22 protein-coding genes are annotated in these 18,153 nt (G+C 58.0%); 15 read left to right on the top strand and 7 right to left on the bottom strand.

All coding sequences use genetic code 11. The features are described 5' to 3' along the window. Positions 1-801: 801 nt before the first annotated feature. The 3 genes from nhaA to Q1A20_RS24995 form a co-directional block, all read right to left on the bottom strand. Positions 802-2,112: a Na+/H+ antiporter NhaA gene (nhaA, locus tag Q1A20_RS25005; RefSeq protein ID WP_299740997.1), complete on the bottom strand. Its 1,311-nt coding sequence runs from the start codon at positions 2,110-2,112 to the stop codon at positions 802-804. A gap of 104 nt (positions 2,113-2,216) precedes the next feature. Next, positions 2,217-3,230 (bottom strand): fatty acid desaturase, encoded by a 1,014-nt coding sequence (locus tag Q1A20_RS25000; protein ID WP_299919434.1) that lies wholly within the window; start codon positions 3,228-3,230, stop codon positions 2,217-2,219. Between the two features lie 222 nt (positions 3,231-3,452). After that, complete coding sequence (locus tag Q1A20_RS24995; protein WP_263845023.1) at positions 3,453-3,695, bottom strand: hypothetical protein; 243 nt, start codon at positions 3,693-3,695, stop codon at positions 3,453-3,455. 149 nt (positions 3,696-3,844) lie between these two features. On the opposite strand from Q1A20_RS24995, the gene Q1A20_RS24990 reads away from it, so the two are divergent. Next, positions 3,845-4,579 (top strand): Crp/Fnr family transcriptional regulator, encoded by a 735-nt coding sequence (locus tag Q1A20_RS24990; protein WP_299919432.1) that lies wholly within the window; start codon positions 3,845-3,847, stop codon positions 4,577-4,579. 59 nt (positions 4,580-4,638) lie between these two features. Here the strand turns inward: Q1A20_RS24990 and Q1A20_RS24985 are convergent, their stop codons facing one another. The 3 genes from Q1A20_RS24985 to Q1A20_RS24975 form a co-directional block, all read right to left on the bottom strand. Further along, positions 4,639-4,827, bottom strand: a complete 189-nt coding sequence (locus Q1A20_RS24985) for a hypothetical protein (protein ID WP_299410632.1) — start codon at positions 4,825-4,827, stop codon at positions 4,639-4,641. A 215-nt stretch (positions 4,828-5,042) separates the two neighbouring features. Continuing rightward, positions 5,043-5,456 carry a hypothetical protein gene (locus Q1A20_RS24980; protein ID WP_299919430.1) on the bottom strand — a complete coding sequence of 138 codons (414 nt, stop codon included), beginning with the start codon at positions 5,454-5,456 and terminating at the stop codon, positions 5,043-5,045. Further along, on the bottom strand, positions 5,453-5,878 hold the full coding sequence (locus Q1A20_RS24975; RefSeq protein ID WP_299410634.1) for a hypothetical protein: 426 nt from the start codon (positions 5,876-5,878) through the stop codon (positions 5,453-5,455). Before Q1A20_RS24975 ends, Q1A20_RS24980 begins: the two co-directional genes overlap by 4 nt. A 271-nt stretch (positions 5,879-6,149) precedes the next feature. Between Q1A20_RS24975 and Q1A20_RS24970 the strand changes: the two genes are divergently transcribed. The 14 genes from Q1A20_RS24970 to Q1A20_RS24905 all read left to right on the top strand — a co-directional run bounded on the left by Q1A20_RS24970 (position 6,150) and on the right by Q1A20_RS24905 (position 16,953). Beyond that, positions 6,150-6,464: a hypothetical protein gene (locus Q1A20_RS24970; protein ID WP_299410636.1), complete on the top strand. Its 315-nt coding sequence runs from the start codon at positions 6,150-6,152 to the stop codon at positions 6,462-6,464. Continuing rightward, on the top strand, positions 6,461-6,805 hold the full coding sequence (locus tag Q1A20_RS24965; protein WP_299919428.1) for a hypothetical protein: 345 nt from the start codon (positions 6,461-6,463) through the stop codon (positions 6,803-6,805). Before Q1A20_RS24970 ends, Q1A20_RS24965 begins: the two co-directional genes overlap by 4 nt. A 107-nt stretch (positions 6,806-6,912) precedes the next feature. After that, complete coding sequence (gene hflK, locus Q1A20_RS24960; RefSeq protein WP_299506255.1) at positions 6,913-7,980, top strand: FtsH protease activity modulator HflK; 1,068 nt, start codon at positions 6,913-6,915, stop codon at positions 7,978-7,980. Continuing rightward, positions 7,977-9,065, top strand: a complete 1,089-nt coding sequence (gene hflC, locus Q1A20_RS24955) for a protease modulator HflC (RefSeq protein WP_299919426.1) — start codon at positions 7,977-7,979, stop codon at positions 9,063-9,065. Before hflK ends, hflC begins: the two co-directional genes overlap by 4 nt. Positions 9,066-9,088: 23 nt before the next feature. Beyond that, complete coding sequence (locus tag Q1A20_RS24950; RefSeq protein WP_298976166.1) at positions 9,089-9,541, top strand: phosphate-starvation-inducible PsiE family protein; 453 nt, start codon at positions 9,089-9,091, stop codon at positions 9,539-9,541. Positions 9,542-9,858: 317 nt separating this feature from the next. Continuing rightward, a complete protein-coding gene (locus Q1A20_RS24945) occupies positions 9,859-10,338 on the top strand; it encodes a hypothetical protein (RefSeq protein ID WP_298976167.1) in 480 nt (159 codons plus the stop codon). A gap of 200 nt (positions 10,339-10,538) precedes the next feature. Further along, on the top strand, positions 10,539-11,321 hold the full coding sequence (locus Q1A20_RS24940) for a hypothetical protein (RefSeq protein WP_299919423.1): 783 nt from the start codon (positions 10,539-10,541) through the stop codon (positions 11,319-11,321). Positions 11,322-11,352: 31 nt separating this feature from the next. Then, the gene (locus Q1A20_RS24935) at positions 11,353-12,159 is read left to right on the top strand and encodes a transglutaminase family protein (RefSeq protein WP_299919420.1); all 807 of its coding nucleotides are present in this window, start codon (positions 11,353-11,355) and stop codon (positions 12,157-12,159) included. A 349-nt stretch (positions 12,160-12,508) separates the two neighbouring features. Beyond that, the gene (locus tag Q1A20_RS24930; protein ID WP_299919417.1) at positions 12,509-13,042 is read left to right on the top strand and encodes a hypothetical protein; all 534 of its coding nucleotides are present in this window, start codon (positions 12,509-12,511) and stop codon (positions 13,040-13,042) included. Positions 13,043-13,712: 670 nt separating this feature from the next. Then, positions 13,713-14,000, top strand: a complete 288-nt coding sequence (locus Q1A20_RS24925) for a co-chaperone GroES (protein ID WP_299919415.1) — start codon at positions 13,713-13,715, stop codon at positions 13,998-14,000. 44 nt (positions 14,001-14,044) lie between these two features. Beyond that, complete coding sequence (groL, locus tag Q1A20_RS24920; protein ID WP_299919412.1) at positions 14,045-15,688, top strand: chaperonin GroEL; 1,644 nt, start codon at positions 14,045-14,047, stop codon at positions 15,686-15,688. 336 nt (positions 15,689-16,024) lie between these two features. After that, a complete protein-coding gene (locus Q1A20_RS24915; RefSeq protein ID WP_299919410.1) occupies positions 16,025-16,213 on the top strand; it encodes a hypothetical protein in 189 nt (62 codons plus the stop codon). Positions 16,214-16,324: 111 nt separating this feature from the next. Further along, positions 16,325-16,573: an EF-hand domain-containing protein gene (locus Q1A20_RS24910; protein ID WP_299919407.1), complete on the top strand. Its 249-nt coding sequence runs from the start codon at positions 16,325-16,327 to the stop codon at positions 16,571-16,573. A 23-nt stretch (positions 16,574-16,596) separates the two neighbouring features. Further along, positions 16,597-16,953, top strand: a complete 357-nt coding sequence (locus tag Q1A20_RS24905; protein ID WP_299919404.1) for an SPW repeat protein — start codon at positions 16,597-16,599, stop codon at positions 16,951-16,953. 387 nt (positions 16,954-17,340) lie between these two features. Here Q1A20_RS24905 and Q1A20_RS24900 read toward each other — a convergent pair whose 3' ends face one another. Further along, entirely contained in the window at positions 17,341-18,048 is a 708-nt protein-coding gene (locus Q1A20_RS24900; RefSeq protein ID WP_299919401.1) for a hypothetical protein, read from the bottom strand. Positions 18,049-18,153: the final 105 nt, after the last annotated feature.

Here is an 18,153-nt window from a genome sequence, read left to right as displayed (position 1 = left end):
ATGTTCACAGATATCCTGTGATCCTATCGGGAGCTCGACCTCAGTTCAGGGTCAGCCCAATTACGCATGCTTCGGGCTGGCACCCGTCAACCGACCGAAACTGTCAGATGTCCACATTGAGCCCATTTTTCCGGATGCTGCGCTCTGTACCAAGGTCCGACAAAGGTGCGAAGCGGTCATTCGAGGATGTTTTTTGCGTCTGTCCGGTGATGGACTAGACGGGTTAGTCAGTAAATTCAGTATCTTAATTGATTCCGTGTGCACCGTATGTGCAACAAAAAATCGCGTTCTGGCGCACTCTGTCGGGCGTTTGGCGATTGTGTGGATTTGGCTAAATTGAAGCGAGTTGGACTTGGAACGGCCTAGAGATCTCACCAAGTCTGCAACGGCACGTAGTCCTTTGTCCTTTGTCGTGCCCATCAAAGAGTTGGTGAGTTGAAGGTCGGCGTTTTCCCGTTTCGGTGGCGGTCGTTGCCATCTTCGTGCTAGCCGCCGCGATCATGCCTGCGGCGATCGAGCGTGCAGTGCTCCATGCGACAGCCACAAACCTCGGCTGAATGTACCTCTTGGTCGCGACGGGATTTGTCTTTTTCGTGCTGTTTCTTGCACTGACACGGATCGGGAGCAGGGGACTGAGCGCCCGGGATCAGAAGGATGCTGTGTTCTCGAACTCGATACTCCTGCCCGTTGCGACGTGCGGCACGTGGTGGCAATGCCCATCCAGCGCGTAGCGTCGACATCGACCATGGACATTGGCGGTACATGAACGAGGTCGCGCATCGTACCAGCGGTGAGTTGTTGTCACGTCCTTCGCTGTGTCAGCCAGATCAGCAGTGCGACTCCGAGCATCGCGGAGAGAGCTGATCCGCTGAGAATGCCCAACTTCGCCGCATTTAGGACGGACCAGTCGAATGCGAGGCTCGCAATAAACAGCGACATCGTGAAACCGATTCCCGTGAGAAACGAGCCGGCGATGATGAATGGCCACGACAGCCCTGGCGCGAGCACAGCCAGGCCTGAGCGGACCGCAAGCCAGCTGAACCCGAGGACGCCAATCGGTTTTCCCAGCACCAGGCCGACAATGATCGCCACGGAAACCGGTTGTCCAAAATCGGCACCGCCAATCGTGATGCCAGCATTTGCCAGCGCGAAGATCGGCATGATTGCAAAGCCGACCCAAGGGTGCAGCATTATCTCAAGACGTTCGACTGGCGAGAGCGATTCGGTGAGCGCTCGGCCCGCCTGACGAAGGTCATGATGGCCTGCAACATCCCCTTGCCGATGGTCGCCGTTCGGAGCGGCGAGTACGCGCCCGAGGATCACACGCAGGCGAATATCGCTCACCCAAATTCGGGTAGGGGTCATGAGGCCCAGAATGACACCGGCGATGGTCGCGTGAACGCCAGAGGCATCGAAGCACAGCCAGACTGCCGCTCCCATGAAGAAATAGACCGGGATGCTTCTGATCCCGAGGCGCGAGGCGGTTGCTACAATACCAATTCCCAGCAAGCCCAACCCGAGGGCCGACCAAGTCAACGCTTCCCCGTATCCAAGGGCGACCACGAGTATCGCGCCGACATCATCAAAGATAGCGAGGGAAAGCAGGAACAGACGCAAGGTGGGCGGGATCCGGTTTCCGAAAAGGGCCAGGCATCCGATCACGAACGCCGTATCCGTCGCCATCACGGTTCCCCAGCCGTGCATCACGGGTTGCCCGTACATCATCGCAAGAAACAGGGAGACCGGTACAACCATGCCACCCACTGCGCCTGCAAACGGCAGGGCGGCCTGTCGAGGGTTTCGCAATTCGCCCAGCACGATCTCCCGCTTGAGCTCCAACGAAAGCACAAAGAAGAAGAGCGTCATCAAACCGTCATTGATCCAGTGTCGCAGCGAGCGGGTGAAATCCAACGAGCCGAATGTCAGGCCAATGGGCGTCTCCCAAAAGCCCAGAAAGGCCTCTCGCCAAGGTGAATTCGCCAGCGCCAAGGCCAGTAGAACCGCCAGAAGCAGGAGCCCTCCTGCCGCCGCTTCGATTTTCAGAAAGCGCACAAATGGCTTTGTTATTCTGTCGGCGGCCTCATGAGGCAGAGTCCGGGGATCGTCGATCATGCGATGAGCGTGCCTTTTCCAATTAGAAGATGCACCGCTCTCACATCACAGCCCTGTAGGCACCCTCGCGCGTCTCTTTGCCCAGGCATCATATCATGGAAGCTTCAGGCGGACAGAGCGCGTGCCTCGGCGAACGACAAAAGTCTGCGGCGATGCTCATCCCAGAGGTGGAGGTGCGCGCAGCGGAGACTTTGCCGAAGCGTGATGCGTTTGGTCTGTGCCAGAATCTCGTGATCCTCGATCACCTCTGGCAGGCGATAAAACGGAATTCGACTGGCCAAATGATGAACATGGTGGACACCGATATTGCCAGTAATCCAGCGTAGAACGCCTGGAAGATCGTAATGTGAGCTTCCGTTAAGTGCTGCTTCGTGGATGTTCCAGTTTTCTTCGTGCCGCCAACTGGTTTCTTCGAACTGATGCTGGACATAGAAGAACCACATGCCGGCGACTGCACCCAAGAACATGGTTGGCAGGAAGACGAACAGAACAACGTCCCATCCACCCAGCCAGACGATCAAGGTCAGCGCCGAACCAATGGCGGCGTTTGTTCCCATCGCGCTCAGCCAGTATCGCCAGCCAGACCGCATTAAGTGAACGGGCAGTCGGTTCTGCAAAAAGAACGTATAGAATGGCACCACCCCGAGCAGGAAAACTGGATTGCGGATAAGCCGATAGAGCGCCCGGCCGAGCCACCCCTTTTCTCGGTATTCCGTGACTGTGAGGGTCGGCATATCTCCGACACCCCGCCGGTCGAGGTTTCCGGTCGTGGCATGATGGATTGCGTGCGTTTTGCGCCAGACGTCATAGGGCGTCAGCGTGATCACGCCGATAACGCGACCGATCAAGTCGCACAGGCGCCGATTGCGAAACAGGGACCCGTGACCGCAATCGTGCTGGATCATGAACAGTCGGACGAGGAACGCCGCATTCACCAGTGCCAGGGCCATTGCCAGCGCAGTACTGATCGAGAGCATCCACCAGGCGACCGCCCATATTGCCACAAACGGGGCCACTGTTACAGTCAGCTCGAAGATGCTGCGCGAATGGATTGGCTGTCGGTATTTCGCCATCGCCCGCGACCAGTCTGACGGAGCCAAATTGGGCTCTTCCCGCATCAGATCAGTCTGACCGGCAGCATTTCGCGTGCCCGGCTCCTTACCCGTGATCGACGAGGTCCGCGCTTGTACTGGGGGCTGCGGCGCGCTCAGAGGCTGAGCTTTGCGGACCCGGTTGGTGGTCTGATCCGGTAACTCTTCTCGATCCCGCCCTTGGCGACGACTGTTGGTTGAATAGGACGAAAGCTTCATCGGCAATAGAAATCCTGTGTGATTGAGCGTTTACACTTGCGGCCTCCGAACGGAGTTGCCACCAGCGATGATCTGGTTGATGAGTGCCGCAACAGATCGGTGCGTTTCCGTTTCGGCCTCCGATCCCTTTGCGTTCTCATGAGTTGCTGCGGCGTCGCGAAGAACACCTACGATCTCATGCTCCGGCAGCAGTCCGCCATCGTTCATGGCAAGCAGAAGTGCTTCGCAGATTGAAAGGGCGGCCTGTCCTGAATGCTCGTTCGCCGTAGACATCTTCGGATTCCCCTTCTTGTTTCGCGATCTGGCCCGAAATCGCACCGGACCTACCCATACTTCTCGCACGATATGAGCTATGCTGGACTGATCGAGAGCAGTCGAAGAAACGATTTCCACGCGGCTGACGGAACTGTCAGGGAGAAGCTATGACACCATTCGAGACCAGCCCGCTCACCCGCAAGCTTTCGGCCTTTGTCGCTTTGTCAAAGGCGGAGTTGGATGTGCTCGAGCGCCTGCACCAGCGCCGCCGCTCCTTCGTCGCTGGGCGCGATATGGTGCATCAGGGGCAGTCGGATCAGGCTGCCTATATCCTGTCCGCGGGTTGGGTCTGTTCCTACAAGCTCCAGCCTGACGGGACACGCCAGATCGTCGACTTCCAGGTGCCCGGGGATTTCCTCGGCTTGCGCAGCTTGCTGTTGCGCACCTCTGATCACAGTTTCGAACCCATCGTGGAAATCGAGGCTGCCGAAGTGTTGAAGAGCGACCTTCTGGCGGCCTTCGCGCAGACGCCGCGGCTTGCGACAGCCATTCTCTGGGCGGCGTCGCGGGACGAGGCAATGGTGGTCGAACACCTTGTCGGGATCGGCAGGCGCGACGCGGACGCCCGGATGGCACATTTTCTGTTGGAACTGGGATCGAGGCTGGCACTGGTGGATATGGGATCCCGGGAAGGATACGACTGCCCACTGACCCAGTATCACTTGGCCGATGTGCTGGGGTTAAGTGCCATTCATGTGAATCGCGTCCTGCGACAGCTGCGCGAAAGAGGGCTGATGACCTTTCGAGACGGGCGCGTGTCCTTTGAAGATCATGCCGGGTTGGTGGAACTGGCTGAGTTTGATGCAGCGTATCTGGATCAGACCGGACCGCTCTTGAAATAAGAAGGGCCGCCGGCCATTGATCGGCGGGCGGCCCCGGTGTTCAGGTCAGACGCTGGACATCAAGCGAGCGCGTGGGTCGCCGCATCGAGTTCTTTGTTGGTCTCGGCGTCGTTCTTCGCCGTGTTGGCTTTCTCGGCTGCCTGGTAGTGCTTCAGCGCCGTGTCCTTCTTCGGACCAGCGGGCGCCTTGTCCCACGCGGCCTTCACGGACGTCATCTTTTCGGCAGTCTTGTTCTGTTCGGGAGTCATTGGAATTGTCCTTTCCTGGACGTTCCGAGAATAAGAAGCGCGCCGACATGCCGACCCTTTTGGGATCGGCAAGCCCACACGCTTCTCGGGTACTCGGAAAAAGATGCACCGCCAAATACTCGGCGGGCACGTCCCACCTAACCGATGTTGGCGCCACGCCGTACTGACGTAGGTTAGTCCTGGCGGCCGCGGCAGGTCGATTGCCTCTGCGCTTCTCATGTCACCACAGTTTGCTGGTGGGAAATCCTTACCCAAGTCTCGTCATCGTTAAGATAGGTCGAGGCGCAGAGCGCCTTGTAGATTGGCACGTCGGGCTTCTCCGCCGAGACCCGATAGGTGAGGATCGCGATGTCACCGCATCGCGTCACGCGCCGTTCGGCCATGACGGCGGAACGCCAGCCGGTCCTTTCGCGAAGATGGGGCCAGATCTGGTCACCCTGGAGGATCCCGGGCGGATAGGGGAAGACCATGACTGCGTTGGTCGCTGTCGTCGCCCGCGCGTTGTCGGCGCCACTGGTCCAGAAGTGTTCCTCCATGTCCCACAGAACGCCCTGTTCAAGCGGTGATAGCGTGCCGGACTTGTGTGCCGCATGGGCCGGTCTCTTCGCGGTCGCGGTTGATACAGTCATTCGCCTGACCCCGACCCGCCAACCATAAACATCTGAAATAGAAGGAAGACAATCGCGAGCACCGCCCAGATCGCTCCGCTTGTCCCCGGGCGGTCGCCGGTCACCGTCGAGGCAGCTCGCTTCAGGCTGCCTGACGCCCGGCCTTCGGGAAGCAGCTCGCTCAAGTCTCGTGCGATCCTACCGTGATCACTGGCGAGCGCGGGTACGTCCCGAAATCGGGCAAGCAGCGTTCCCAACCGTGCCTGCGCGGCATCGTGCCCCAGCATGACCAGTTCAGCGGTTTCCTTCCATGGATCGAGGCCAAGCCGCGCGAGCGTGGAGAGCACAGTCACGGTATAGCCGTTCCGGTCCGCGCCGACCGACGCATGCAGAAACCGATCGAACTCGGGCGGGTGCGGGTTGAGTACATTGGGGTCGGCCATAGCCAATCCTTTCAAGGGTTGCAGGAATGCAGATCATCCCTGTTTCCCAAAGTGTACGCGCAGGTCGGTCCGCGCGCCCTTACACAGGTCAGGGCCGGAAACCTCCCCAGGGTGTTCTCTACCCGCGCGGCGCCAGGGACTAACATGTGTCAGCACAAGTCGAACGTTTCCGAAGTACAAGAGGAGAAATCGTTCGACTGGTCAGGTCCGGAAACCAAGGGGCCGTCAACAGTGGCGAGCGACGGATCTGCCAAAATCGTGGAGGCCAGAGATGAGCGTGCGTTCATCCAGTTTGAGGGTGACTTTCCTGCACCCGTTCAGCCTAGCCGATTTTCCGGACGAACTTCCGGCCGGGGACTACGAAGTCCTGATTCAGGAAGAACTTCTCCGCGGGCAAGGTTTCGAAACGTATCAGAGGACCGCGACCCATATGACCGTTCCTGGCAGAGGAGATCGGGCGGGTTGGATGGAACTGCACACGATATCAGAGCGCGACCTGAATGAGGCGCTGAGCCGGGATCAAGGTCCCACTGAGATGAACAACCACAGCGAAGCGGCGCTTTCTCCGCAGGAGGACTTGCTATGAATACTCCCGAATGGCTCAAACCCGGCATCTATGGTGCCGTGATCGGTGCTGTCTTTGTCGGTGTCGTCGGATTCACGTGGGGCGGCTGGGTAACCGGCAGCACTTCGAATGACCGGGCGATGGCGATGTCCCGTGACGATGTCGTCGCCTCAATGGTACCGGTCTGCCTCGACATGGCGCGGTCAGACCCGGCTCGGGCGGACAAGCTTGCGACGATCCGGGCAGCCTCAACCTACCAGAGGCGCGACGCTCTCATGACAGCCGGCTGGGCGACGATGCCAGGAACCGATGCCCCAGACCGAGACATTGCGCAAGCCTGCCTGAAGAAACTGGACCTCTGAGGTCATGCCGTTCAGAGCCGACGATGTGATGGCGCAAAACGGGTCGCACCGTCAAACGCGCGAGCCACGCATCGCCCCGACTGCCAAAACCGAGATAGGAGCTTGCGATGCCTTCTGATGACAATGGACCGGAAGATCGCGGACCTTGGAAAAACAAGCAGACCCGCGTTCCCCTTGAGGTTGACGCAATTCTCACGCGGGGCCGGGATCGGCTGCACGGCATCCTGCCGGACGGTCTGCCACCGGTGAAGCGTCTTGCAATTGGGGCCGCCATTGCGCTTGCGGCGCTTGGGGCGTGGACTTCCTACTACACGGTGCCGAGCGACTCCGTCGCGATTGTTCAACGGTTCGGGAAATACGCGGCCGAGGTCCCTCCGGGGCTGCACTTCAAGATCCCGTTCGGGATCGACGTGACCACGTTGGTCCCGGTCAAGCGCCAGCTGAAACAAGAGTTCGGGTTCACGACTCCGGGCGCCACCGACCCCTATCAGAGCCCGACGGACGGTCGCCGCGAGACCGAGATGGTGACTGGCGATCTCAACGCCGCACTCGTGGAGTGGGTAGTGCAGTACCGGATTTCCGAACCCCGGAAGTTCTTGTTTGAAGTGCGCGAGCCGAGTGCGACCCTGCGTTACGTCTCGGAGTCCGTCATGCGTGAAGTCGTGGGAGACCGCACAGTCGACGAGGTGATCACCGTCGGGCGCCAGGAAATCGAAAGCGAAGCCCTCCTGAAGATGCAGGCGCTCGCGACCAAATACGCGATGGGCATCAGCATCGACCAGGTGCAGCTGAAGAACATCAATCCGCCCCAGCCGGTTCAAGCCTCGTTCAACGAGGTCAACCAGGCACAACAAGAGAAGGAGCGGATCATCAACGAGGCCCGCCGCGAATACAACCGCGTCATCCCTCTGGCCGAAGGCGAAAAGGACCAGCGCATCCGCGAAGCCGATGGGTATCGCCTAAGGCGGATCAACGAAGCCGAGGGCGATGCGGCCCGATTCACGGCCCTCCTGACGGAATACCGTCTGGCGCCCGAAGTGACCCGGCGCCGGATCTACATCGAAACCCTTCAGGATGTTCTGCCGGGAATTGGTTCCAAGATCATTGTCGACGGGTCCACGGCAAGCATCCTCCCGCTTTTGAACCTTGATCGACAGACAGGAGAGCAACGATGAAGACCCTTTCGCTTATTGCCTCGGGGGTCGCGGTTGCCGGGGTCGTCGCTGCGTCATCCGCCGTCTACACGGTCGGCGAGGTCGAACAGGCCATCATCACCCAGTTCGGCAAGCCGGTCGGCGCGCCGATCACCGAGGCTGGTCTCAAGTTGAAACTCCCCTTCGTTCAGCAGGTCAACCGGATCGACAGCCGGGTTCTGGAGTGGGATGGCTCGCCATCGGATATGCCCACCAAGGACAAGCTCTATATCTCAGTCGATCTCTTCGCGCGCTGGAAGATCACCGATCCTTTGCAGTACTTTTTGCGATTGCGCGATGAGCGTAGCGCCCAGTCGCGCCTCGATGATATCCTCGGCAGCGAGACGCGGAACGCCGTCGCAAAGCACGAACTCATCGAGATCGTGCGCACGACCAGGGGCCGAACGCCGCTTCGGGACACGCTTCTGACGGATCAGGAGCTTGCGCAGGACATTGGCGCATTGGTTCCCATCACGAAGGGGCGGGCGCTGGTCGAGCAGCAGATCTTCGAGGCGGCGGCTGAGAAGGTGCGCGTTTTCGGGATCGAGCTTCTCGATATCCGCTTCAAACGCATCAACTACAACGAAAGTGTGCGACCCAAGATCTATGAACGCATGATCTCGGAGCGGCGACAGATCGCCGAACGCTTCCTGTCCGAAGGCAACGGTGAAGCGGCCCGTATTCAAGGCAACAGGGTGCGGGATCTGAACAAGATCCAGTCCGAAGCCTATCGCGCCGTCGAGGAAATCCGCGGTGCCGCAGATGCCGCCGCAGCAGCAATCTATGCGGGTGCTTACAATGTCGATGCCGTTTCGGTCGAATTCTACGATTTCACCCGAACCATGCAGGCCTACGGCGATATGATCTCGGACGACACGACGCTTGTCCTGACGACGGACAGCGATCTGTTCCAGTTCCTGCGCGGCATGCAGGGCGAGGCAGACCCACTCCGCGATCCGTGCAGCGTCCCAGGCGACGGTGGCGTGGCGTCAATCGGCAGGCCCCGACCAGCGCAAGACCCCGCGACGCCGATCGTGACACGCTCAGATGTCGGCGTTGGCCGATAGTTTCGTGGCCAAAGGCAGCAATCATGAATAGAGGGTATCAAGCGGGAGCGGCAGCGGGAGACAAGACGCTGCCCCCAAAGGAAGACGATGGCGCGGGGCGCGGCGAAAGACTGTTTGCCCTGGGTCTGTTCCACTTCATCGAGCGTCTGTTGCTGGTTGTCATCGTGGCCATGACGCTGCTCGCCGTTGCCTTCGAAATCGTGGCAATATATCGCCTTGGCACCATCCTGCTGGCCGATATTCTGCTGATGTTTCTCTATCTTGAAGTGATCGGAATGGTTGCGGTGTATTATGCCAAGCGCAATTCCGTGTTTGTGTATCCAATTTTTATTGCGATCACTGCGGTCGGACGGCTGGTCGTCCTGCAGGGCAAGGAAATGGCGCCGGAAAACATACTGATCGAGGCGGCCGCCATTCTCCTCCTCTCGTTGTCTGCACTCGTAATCATCTGGGCGATTGGCAAGCAGGCAGCATGATGACGCTCAGGCAAGATCTCGCGCAGGTTTTTGGGCTTCTATTTTGACAATGAATCAGTCTTCAACGAAGGCTGACAGCCATAATCATGGCGGAAGCACGTCAATGACACTCGGACTGCCGAGGTCGGTTTCTTTACGCTTCTGGGCAAGACACACCCACTTAATTTCTGTGCCCCTAACCTGGGTCAGCGCACGATTTACGCTTGGCTGGTAGGTAGATGGCAAGAGTTGTATCGCGATGAGGTGAGGGCCTGCCTGCACACGCTCGAGCACACGACATCCAGCGTCACACCACGCAGCGTGAAGGATGACAAGCCATGACATCAGTGAAAAATCGTACCAGGACGGCCGCAGAGACGACCGATCTTGAACGGCGCGTGCTGGCCCATGAACGGATCCTGCAGGCCCTGATCGCTTACATGGCCCGTACCGAGCCGCGTTTTGTCGACCACCTGCGGGAGCGGTTTGTGGAACCGATGAAACGGACCCGGCACGAACACGACCACCGCGAAACGGACGACTACGCGGCAGAATTGATTCGCGCCGTGATGCTCCTCGGAGAAGCGCGCGTGCCCAAGGCGAAGGAGCCCGAAATGACCAACAAGCAACCCGTGCCACCGAAAAGCAAAGGTGGACAGGATTCTTCCATGAACAGGCCACCGCAGCGCGGTGGAGTTCAGGTGCAAGAAAGAAACGGCATCTGGGAGGTGAAGGTCGATGGCAAGTTCCGCGGCGACTACCACCAGAAGGAACATGCTCTTGCCGCTGCGGCCTTGCACAAGTTGTCGCCCCGATGACCGTTAGTATTCATCCGACAGTTCCGCCGGACTTCGCGATTCAGGTGGCCGAGAACGAAGGCATGCCATCGAGATCGAATTCCAGGGGCTCCCCGCCGCCGCCCGCGCCCACGCGACGGCTGACTGGAACGCTCACGCTTGCGCTATCGAAGACTCGCGCGGCAAACGGCGGACTCTGGTCCGCCAAGGAGCAAGCGGCGATGAGGCATCCCCTCGCGAGGCTGATCGCGAAGACGGCAGTCATAGCCGGTGTGATAGCGTCTTTCGCCTTCCCCGTTCTCGCGCAGGATGGCACGGGCCCAATGCCTGAGAACGCCCAGCCGCGCAGCTATGGCGGCGGATGGGTCTGCGATCTTGGTTACCGGGTGGCGGGCACCGAATGCCTTGCGCTCGACATCCCAGAGCATGCCTATCCAACCGGGCGCTCCTACGGGACAGGGTGGGAGTGCGACCGTGGCTATGAAGAGGTAAACGGGATATCCTGCAATTTCATCCCGGTGCCCGCCAATGCCTTCCTCCGGTCTTCCGGCTACGATTGGCAATGCGAACGCGGGTTCCGGCAGGAGGACGAGGCAAGCGTGCCGATCGTTCTTCCCGAGCGTGCCTACCTGACAGAAGATAACTCGGGGACGGGATGGACCTGTGATCGTGGCTATGAGGCTGTTGCAGGGACATGTTTGCCGATTGCCATGCCAGCGAACATATATTTGACCAACGCAAACTATGGCGCCGCCTGGGTTTGCGAGCGAGGCTTCGTCAAGATCGACGGCCGATGCGACGCCGTTGTCGTGCCATCGCATGCCTATCTGGACGAGGCATCCTATGGACCGGGCTGGAGCTGCGAGCGCGGATACGAGCCGCTGAATGGCGCCTGCGTCGCCTTCGATCTGCCGGAGTACGCCTATCTCGACCGATCCGGAAACCGGTGGAGCTGCAATCGAGGCTTCCGGCTCGCTGACGGAATGTGCGTCCTTGGACGGTGATGCAGATGTTTCTCGTCGTGGAGCGTTAGGCATGCGGGTAAGCATCGGGTGCCGGCTGCTATATAGCTTCCCGCAGTCGACGCCGCTGATTGCGATGCTGAACGTCCACTACTCGCGCTTTGGCGATCTAGAGCGTGCAGATTACCTCGTGACGTCGCCGAGCGTACCGCTCGAAAGCTACCGTGACGGCTTCGGCAACTGGTGTACGCGCCTCATGGCTCCGGCGGGCGACGTCGCGCTGTCAACGGATGGCATCTTCCGCGACTATGGCCGACCCGATCCCGCGTCCCCGGGCGCGCTGCAGCACGCAGTCCAGGATCTGCCTTTCGAGACCCTCGTGTTTCTGCAGGGTAGCCGGTATTGCGATACCGACCTTCTGTCGGAGGAGGCGTGGCGCCTGTTCGAGACCACGGACCCCGGATGGCCCCGCGTTCAGGCAATCTGCGATTACGTGCATGGGCATGTCCGCTTCGACTACATGCAGGCGAAGGCGACGCGCACAGCGTCGCAGACCCTCGCCGAGCGACAGGGTGTCTGCCGCGACTTTGCCCATCTCGCCATCGTGCTGTGTCGTTGCATGAACATTCCGGCCCGCTACTGCACCGGATATCTGAGCGACATCGGTGAACCTCTGCCTCATCCGCCTGGGGACTTCGCCGCTTGGATGGAGGTCTTTCTCGCTGGTGAATGGCACATGTTCGACCCGCGGAATAACAAGCCGCGGTTTGCCAGAATTCTGATCGCGCGCGGTCGCGATGCTGCCGATGTCCCTCTGACCCAGACATTTGGTCAGAACACTTTGACGGAATTCAAGGTCTGGACGGATGAATTGGCCTGACTGACCTTGGCTTCCTTTTTGATGCGCTATCGTAAACGGGGTCGCCAATCCCCATATAACGAACACTGGCGTCAAGCATCCCGGTCCGACATGGATAAGGAGTTGGCGTCGGCCAATCAAAGGATCAATGATATGTCCTTCAAGGACCTGACCGCCAGGGCTGCAGCCGCGTTAAGGCCGAAGCCGGCGAAGACAACGACGACCCCTGCCAAAGAGACCGAGCCCAAGGCCGCTGGCAAGGAAGCTGCAGCGAAATCCAAGACATCTTGAGGCGAAAAAAGGCCACGCCCCCCGCAGTTCGGAATCGGGGCGCGGACCACCCGCAGCACCAAGGGAAAGGATCACGCCAATGGAAGAACTGACGAGCAAGACCGTTGCGGTTTTTTCCCGCCCGTTCACCGTTCCGGGCTTCAACGAGACGCTTCCGGCGGGAGAGTACGAGATCGAAACGGAATTGGTTTCACCCCCGGATCAACAGGATCCCGCAGCTTGGAAAGCCTCCGTCATGGTGAAACTTCATCCCCGGACATCGCATCCGGGGCTTGCACGGTCTCTGACCGTTTCCCTTGCCTATCTGGACGATGCCCGCGCCAGGGACAAGCTGACAGGCACAGCGTTGACCGACTTCTTCCTTGAGGAAATGCTGGCTGATCCGATGGTGCGCCTCGTAATGGAGGCCGACGGGGTCTCTGCAGCACATATGCGGCATCTCTATTCGGGGCAACGAACGCCCCAGTCTGACAGGGATGTCCTGGACCGGAACCCGGCGCGTCTAGGTGCACGTGACATTGCGTCAATCCATGCTGCTGAAAACGAGGGCATGCCTCCACGACCGACAGGGACGTCGGCTATGCGCACGGAAGTCAGCGCGGATTTGACATGATCGCGAACAAAACCTTGGTCGACGTAGCATTTCCGGACATCGCCCGCGGAAGGGCCTTTGGCGACGTACCTCGAGAGCGTCCTTGTCTGAGATGCGATGCTGTTTTCCGGAGTGAAGGCTTTGGAGAACGGATCTGTCGGCGCTGCAAGGGGTTGAGCGCCTGGCGGAACGCCGTTCCCGTCAGCCCCGGTGCATCCCGGCGCCGCTGATGCCCTTCGGTGCCCGCGCCGTCTTCCCAGTACCGTACTGGACCCGTCATTTCGGCCAGTCTAGACATCGCTCACACCACGACCTACCGATGTCTTATGGGGCGAAGAGGGCTGGGAACTCCCCCACCGTCACAGAAAACGCAGACGGCTCTATCACAAGGGCAGCTCTATCATTCGCCTGCGCCCAAGAAACCCAATCAAGAAAAGCCGAAGGTCTCTGCCACAGCCAACTCCATTGCAGGAAAGCCTGCGCTGGCGATTGGTGGGAAAAAGGTAAAGTAATACAGCCTTCTACGCCGCGATTTCTGAAAAGCAGGTTTGAGCTAAATATAGTTCAACAACCTATTGCAGAGACCGATCAGGATAGCCATTTTTCATACATTGGCACTCAGGTGTGGCGAGTGCCAATGTGTCCCTAAGCATGCCACCCCTACCCGGAAATCCCGAAAAGGAGCATTTCCATGATGTTTACACCATTACACGACCGTGTCTTGGTCCGCCGTATTGAAGGCGACGAAAAGACCTCGGGCGGCCTGATCATCCCTGACAATGCAAAAGAAAAACCGCAGGAAGGCGAAGTCGTATCCGTCGGTGCCGGTGCAAAAGACGACGCCGGCGCACGTATCGCAATGGACGTCAAAGCTGGCGATAAAATTTTGTTCGGCAAATGGTCGGGCACTGAAATCAAAATCGACGGCAAAGAGCTGATGATCATGAAGGAGAGCGACATCTTAGGCATTATGGCCTGAACGACGCGTCCCCTTTCACACATCTTTCATTTAGGAATACCGACATGTCTGCAAAAGACGTCAAATTTGGCACGGACTCCCGTGACCGTATGCTCAAGGGCATCAACACGCTCGCCAACGCCGTCAAGGTCACGCTTGGACCCAAGGGCCGCAACGTGGTCCTCGACAAATCCTTTGGCGCGCCGCGCATCACCAAGGACGGTGTTACGGTCGCCAAGGAAATCGAACTCTCGGATGCGTTCGAGAACATGGGCGCACAGCTCGTCAAGGATGTTGCATCGCGCACCAATGACGAGGCAGGCGACGGCACAACAACCGCCACGGTTCTCGCTCAGGCCATCGTCAAGGAAGGTATGAAATCAGTCGCAGCGGGCATGAACCCGATGGACCTCAAACGCGGGATCGACAAAGCGGTCACCGCCGTTGTTGCCGAGGTCAAGGCAATGTCGCGGCCAGTGGGCGATACGGCCGAGATCGCCAAAGTCGGCACTATCTCCGCAAACGGTGAGGCTGCTATCGGTCACCAGATCGCGGACGCCATGGCGAAAGTCGGCAACGAAGGTGTCATCACCGTCGAAGAGAACAAAGGGCTGGAGACCGAGACCGAAGTGGTCGAAGGCATGCAGTTTGATCGTGGCTATCTCAGCCCGTATTTCATCACAGATACCGCCAAGATGACGGCGACCCTGGAAGACTGCGTCATCCTCCTGCACGAGAAGAAACTGACGTCTCTGGCCCCCATGGTGCCTTTGCTTGAGGCTGTCATGCAGGCGAACAAGCAGCTTTTGGTGATGGCCGAGGACATTGATGGCGAAGCGCTCGCAACCCTTGTGGTGAACAAACTACGCGGTGGCCTGAAAGTGGCCGGTGTCAAAGCACCTGGTTTTGGGGATCGCCGCAAAGCGATGCTGGAAGATCTTGCCGTCCTGACAGGCGGACAAGTGATTTCCGAAGAAATGGGCATCAAGCTCGAAAATGTCACGATGGACATGCTTGGCGATGCCAAAAAGATCACAATCACCAAGGAAACAACAACTGTGATCGACGGCGCAGGCGACAAAGAGGCTATCGCTTCTCGAGTCACCCAAATCCGTGCACAGATCGAAGAGACAACCTCAGACTACGACAAGGAAAAACTGCAGGAACGGCTGGCCAAATTGGCGGGCGGCGTTGCGGTGATCAAAGTTGGTGGCGCGACCGAGATCGAAGTGAAAGAGCGCAAGGATCGGGTTGATGACGCCTTGAACGCAACACGTGCGGCCGTCCAGGAAGGCGTCGTGCCAGGCGGTGGCGTCGCACTTGTCCATGCAGGCAAGGTTCTGGAAGGTCTCAAAGGAGATAACGCGGATCAGGATGCTGGTATCAAGATCATCCGCAAAGCCCTTCAGGCCCCGTTGCGCCAGATCGCTGAAAACGCCGGTGTCGATGGCTCGGTCGTTGCTGGAAAAGTACTTGAGAACACCAGCAAGACGTTCGGCTATGATGCGCAGCTGGACCAGTACGGCGACCTGTTAAAGGCCGGTGTTATTGATCCGACAAAGGTCGTTCGGATCGCGCTTGAATATGCGGCATCGGTTGCAGGCCTGCTCGTTACCACCGAAGCGATGGTGGCTGACAAACCTGTCAAGTCCGGCGGCCATAGTATGTCCGACATGGAAAGCATGGGTGGTATGGGCGGCATGATGTAGAAACGAATTTCTGCTCGCGGCATTGGCACCACTCTTTATGAGCTGCGAGCAGCATATTTCTGAAAACGGCTCGCACCAGCGACCCGGCTTTTTGGGTCGCTCTGCCCCCTGAGCAGGTCATGTCTGAAGGCTCCTCTTTCTAACATCAAGTCGCTCCAAGCTGATCTGTGTAAGCGTCGAAAACTGGAATGTAAGCTAGCTAGAAAATGCCCGCTGAAAATTCAGCAGGAAGTGTGTTTTCGAGTTTCAAAGCGGCGCGCAAGTGGCAGTTCCCCAAAAAGAGTTCCTTCTTTCGCGCGCCGCTCTTTCTCGAAGTACCTAGGAAAGGACACCACAATGAAACTCAACACCAATACCATCTCGGAGAAGATGAAGTCCGTCAAAGCCAGCTGTGGAGGCGCACCCTTCGGTGAAAAAAGAACGCAGGCCTGGAGACATTACAACGCTGCTGAGGCCGCGCACAAAGCGAATGACGACATCAAGACGAAATACGAACTCGACGCTGCCAAGAAAGCCCTTGCGTAATAAATAACGGCCGCCTGAAAAAGCGGGCCAGTTTGCGCAAATGCAGAATGCAATACGCCGGGACTTGAACCGCAATCCATGATGGATTGCCTTACCTTGATTGGAAAAAACGTGAAAAATGTAACTCTCGTAGCTGCCCTCATGACATCCGTCGCATTCTCCGCCAACGCAATGTCTGCCGAAATTGATACTGACGGCGACGGCAAGGCATCCCTCGCTGAACTTCAGGTTTCATATCCTGAACTCACCGAGGAAGTGTTCGGCGACATCGACACAAATGGTGATGGGCTTGTCGACGACGAGGAAATGGCTATCGCCGTCGAGCTTGGCAACCTCGCGGATCCTGAAATCGACTCCTGAAACCAAAGGTTGGAGTACGCGCTATGCAGAATCGTGAAGCTTTCAGATGGACCTTCACAGCGTCAGGGCTTTGGCTCATCTTGTCGCCATTCATGCTTCTCGGCGGCCAATCGGCTCTAAGCAATGCCCTCGTTGGCGATGCAGGACTACTCATTCTCTCGGGGCTTTTGGCTTTGACCGTAGCGGGTTACGGCCACAACAAGCACTACCTGGTCCAGACCTACCTGGGAGTTTCCTACGGTTTGATTTTGGTAGCGGCGCCTTGGCTGTTCGGATTCACCGAACCTGTGACCGCCTGGAATGCCGGCGTCGTCGGAACGGCTTTGGTACTGGCGGGCCTTTATGTGTTGTTACAGAAAATGCCGAAACACCACGCATAGTGAAGACACTGTGTGGGGCGGCAAACGCCCCACACTTCTAATCGATTTCCTTGCCAATATGAACCGGCCCGGGTTTACCGGAGATGGCTATTGGCCATTGACCGCGAGTCGAACGCTTCGCTTATGGAGGACTGGGCAGATTGTCCCGTTGAATCAGTGTTTTAACCGCTGGTTGTATGTGCCTCGTGTACAATCCAAGGTGAAGGTCTACAAAGCGCATGGAAGCAGCCTTCTGCGCAAACGCAGCGAACTCACCCTTTGTCCGCGATCCCGCCGTTGATCACTTGAAGCCAATGTCCGGTTAGGGGCTGGGGAACAGACCAACTGAGCCTTAAGCGGCAAGGACCGCTCAACGCCGAAGCAGACTTTGCAGATCCCACCCTTACATCACTTAGGATAAATTCCATCAAAGAAAAGGCAGCTGTTTGCGGGCTGCTTAAAGCAAACTTCCACGGCCAATTCGCCAACTTGATCAAAGCCGTCGACCTTAGCGGAAAATAGGTCCGTGTACGTTTCTCCTGCGTTAATTCTAACTTGATTGTAGGTTTCCTTGGTTTGCTGGTACTCTCCACCAGTGTCAGTGAGAATTCGGCCAAACCCATCGCCGGAGTAAATGTAGTTGACATATCCTTCGTCAATCGGTGCCAGCGTGACCGGAATTCGGACATTTGAGCCAAAGAAAGATATATTCTGGGTCTGAATGCACACTCTCAGGTTGCCCGATTCTTGGCACTTGTCGGTGACTTTGGAAAACTCATCCGAGGAAATGCCATCAATGAAAACAGGTTTGAGGAGCCTGAACGCTTCAAACCTGCAGTCGTCTAAATTCCGACGCAGCCCCTTCAACTGCCGGTTAAGAATGTCATACTCCGTAGAGTTCAAGTTCCCTTCAACGCTTAGACCAAAAAACCTCACGGCAGCTCCGCCTGAGGCACCCCCCTCAAACTCGAGCAATGACCCCGTGTCCCTTTCGGGAACGCCCTGATCGCACATCCTATCAATTGCGTTCAACAATTCCTCTGCACTTGTCTCCGCCTGCGCGAATGTCGCGTTGCAGCAAAGCGTGATACATGCCAAATAGGTTGTAATTCGCATATCTATCTCCTCAACTAATGAGAGAATTCTAGGGTCAGGACCCATTGATTTCCGCCCTATGACGTGATTCACGGTTCGAAAACCGAGCGGTGAACATGTCTGATC

Source organism: uncultured Roseobacter sp., assembly GCF_947501835.1.
Lineage (GTDB): Bacteria > Pseudomonadota > Alphaproteobacteria > Rhodobacterales > Rhodobacteraceae > Roseobacter.
This window is presented reverse-complemented; position numbering and strand designations above follow the sequence as displayed.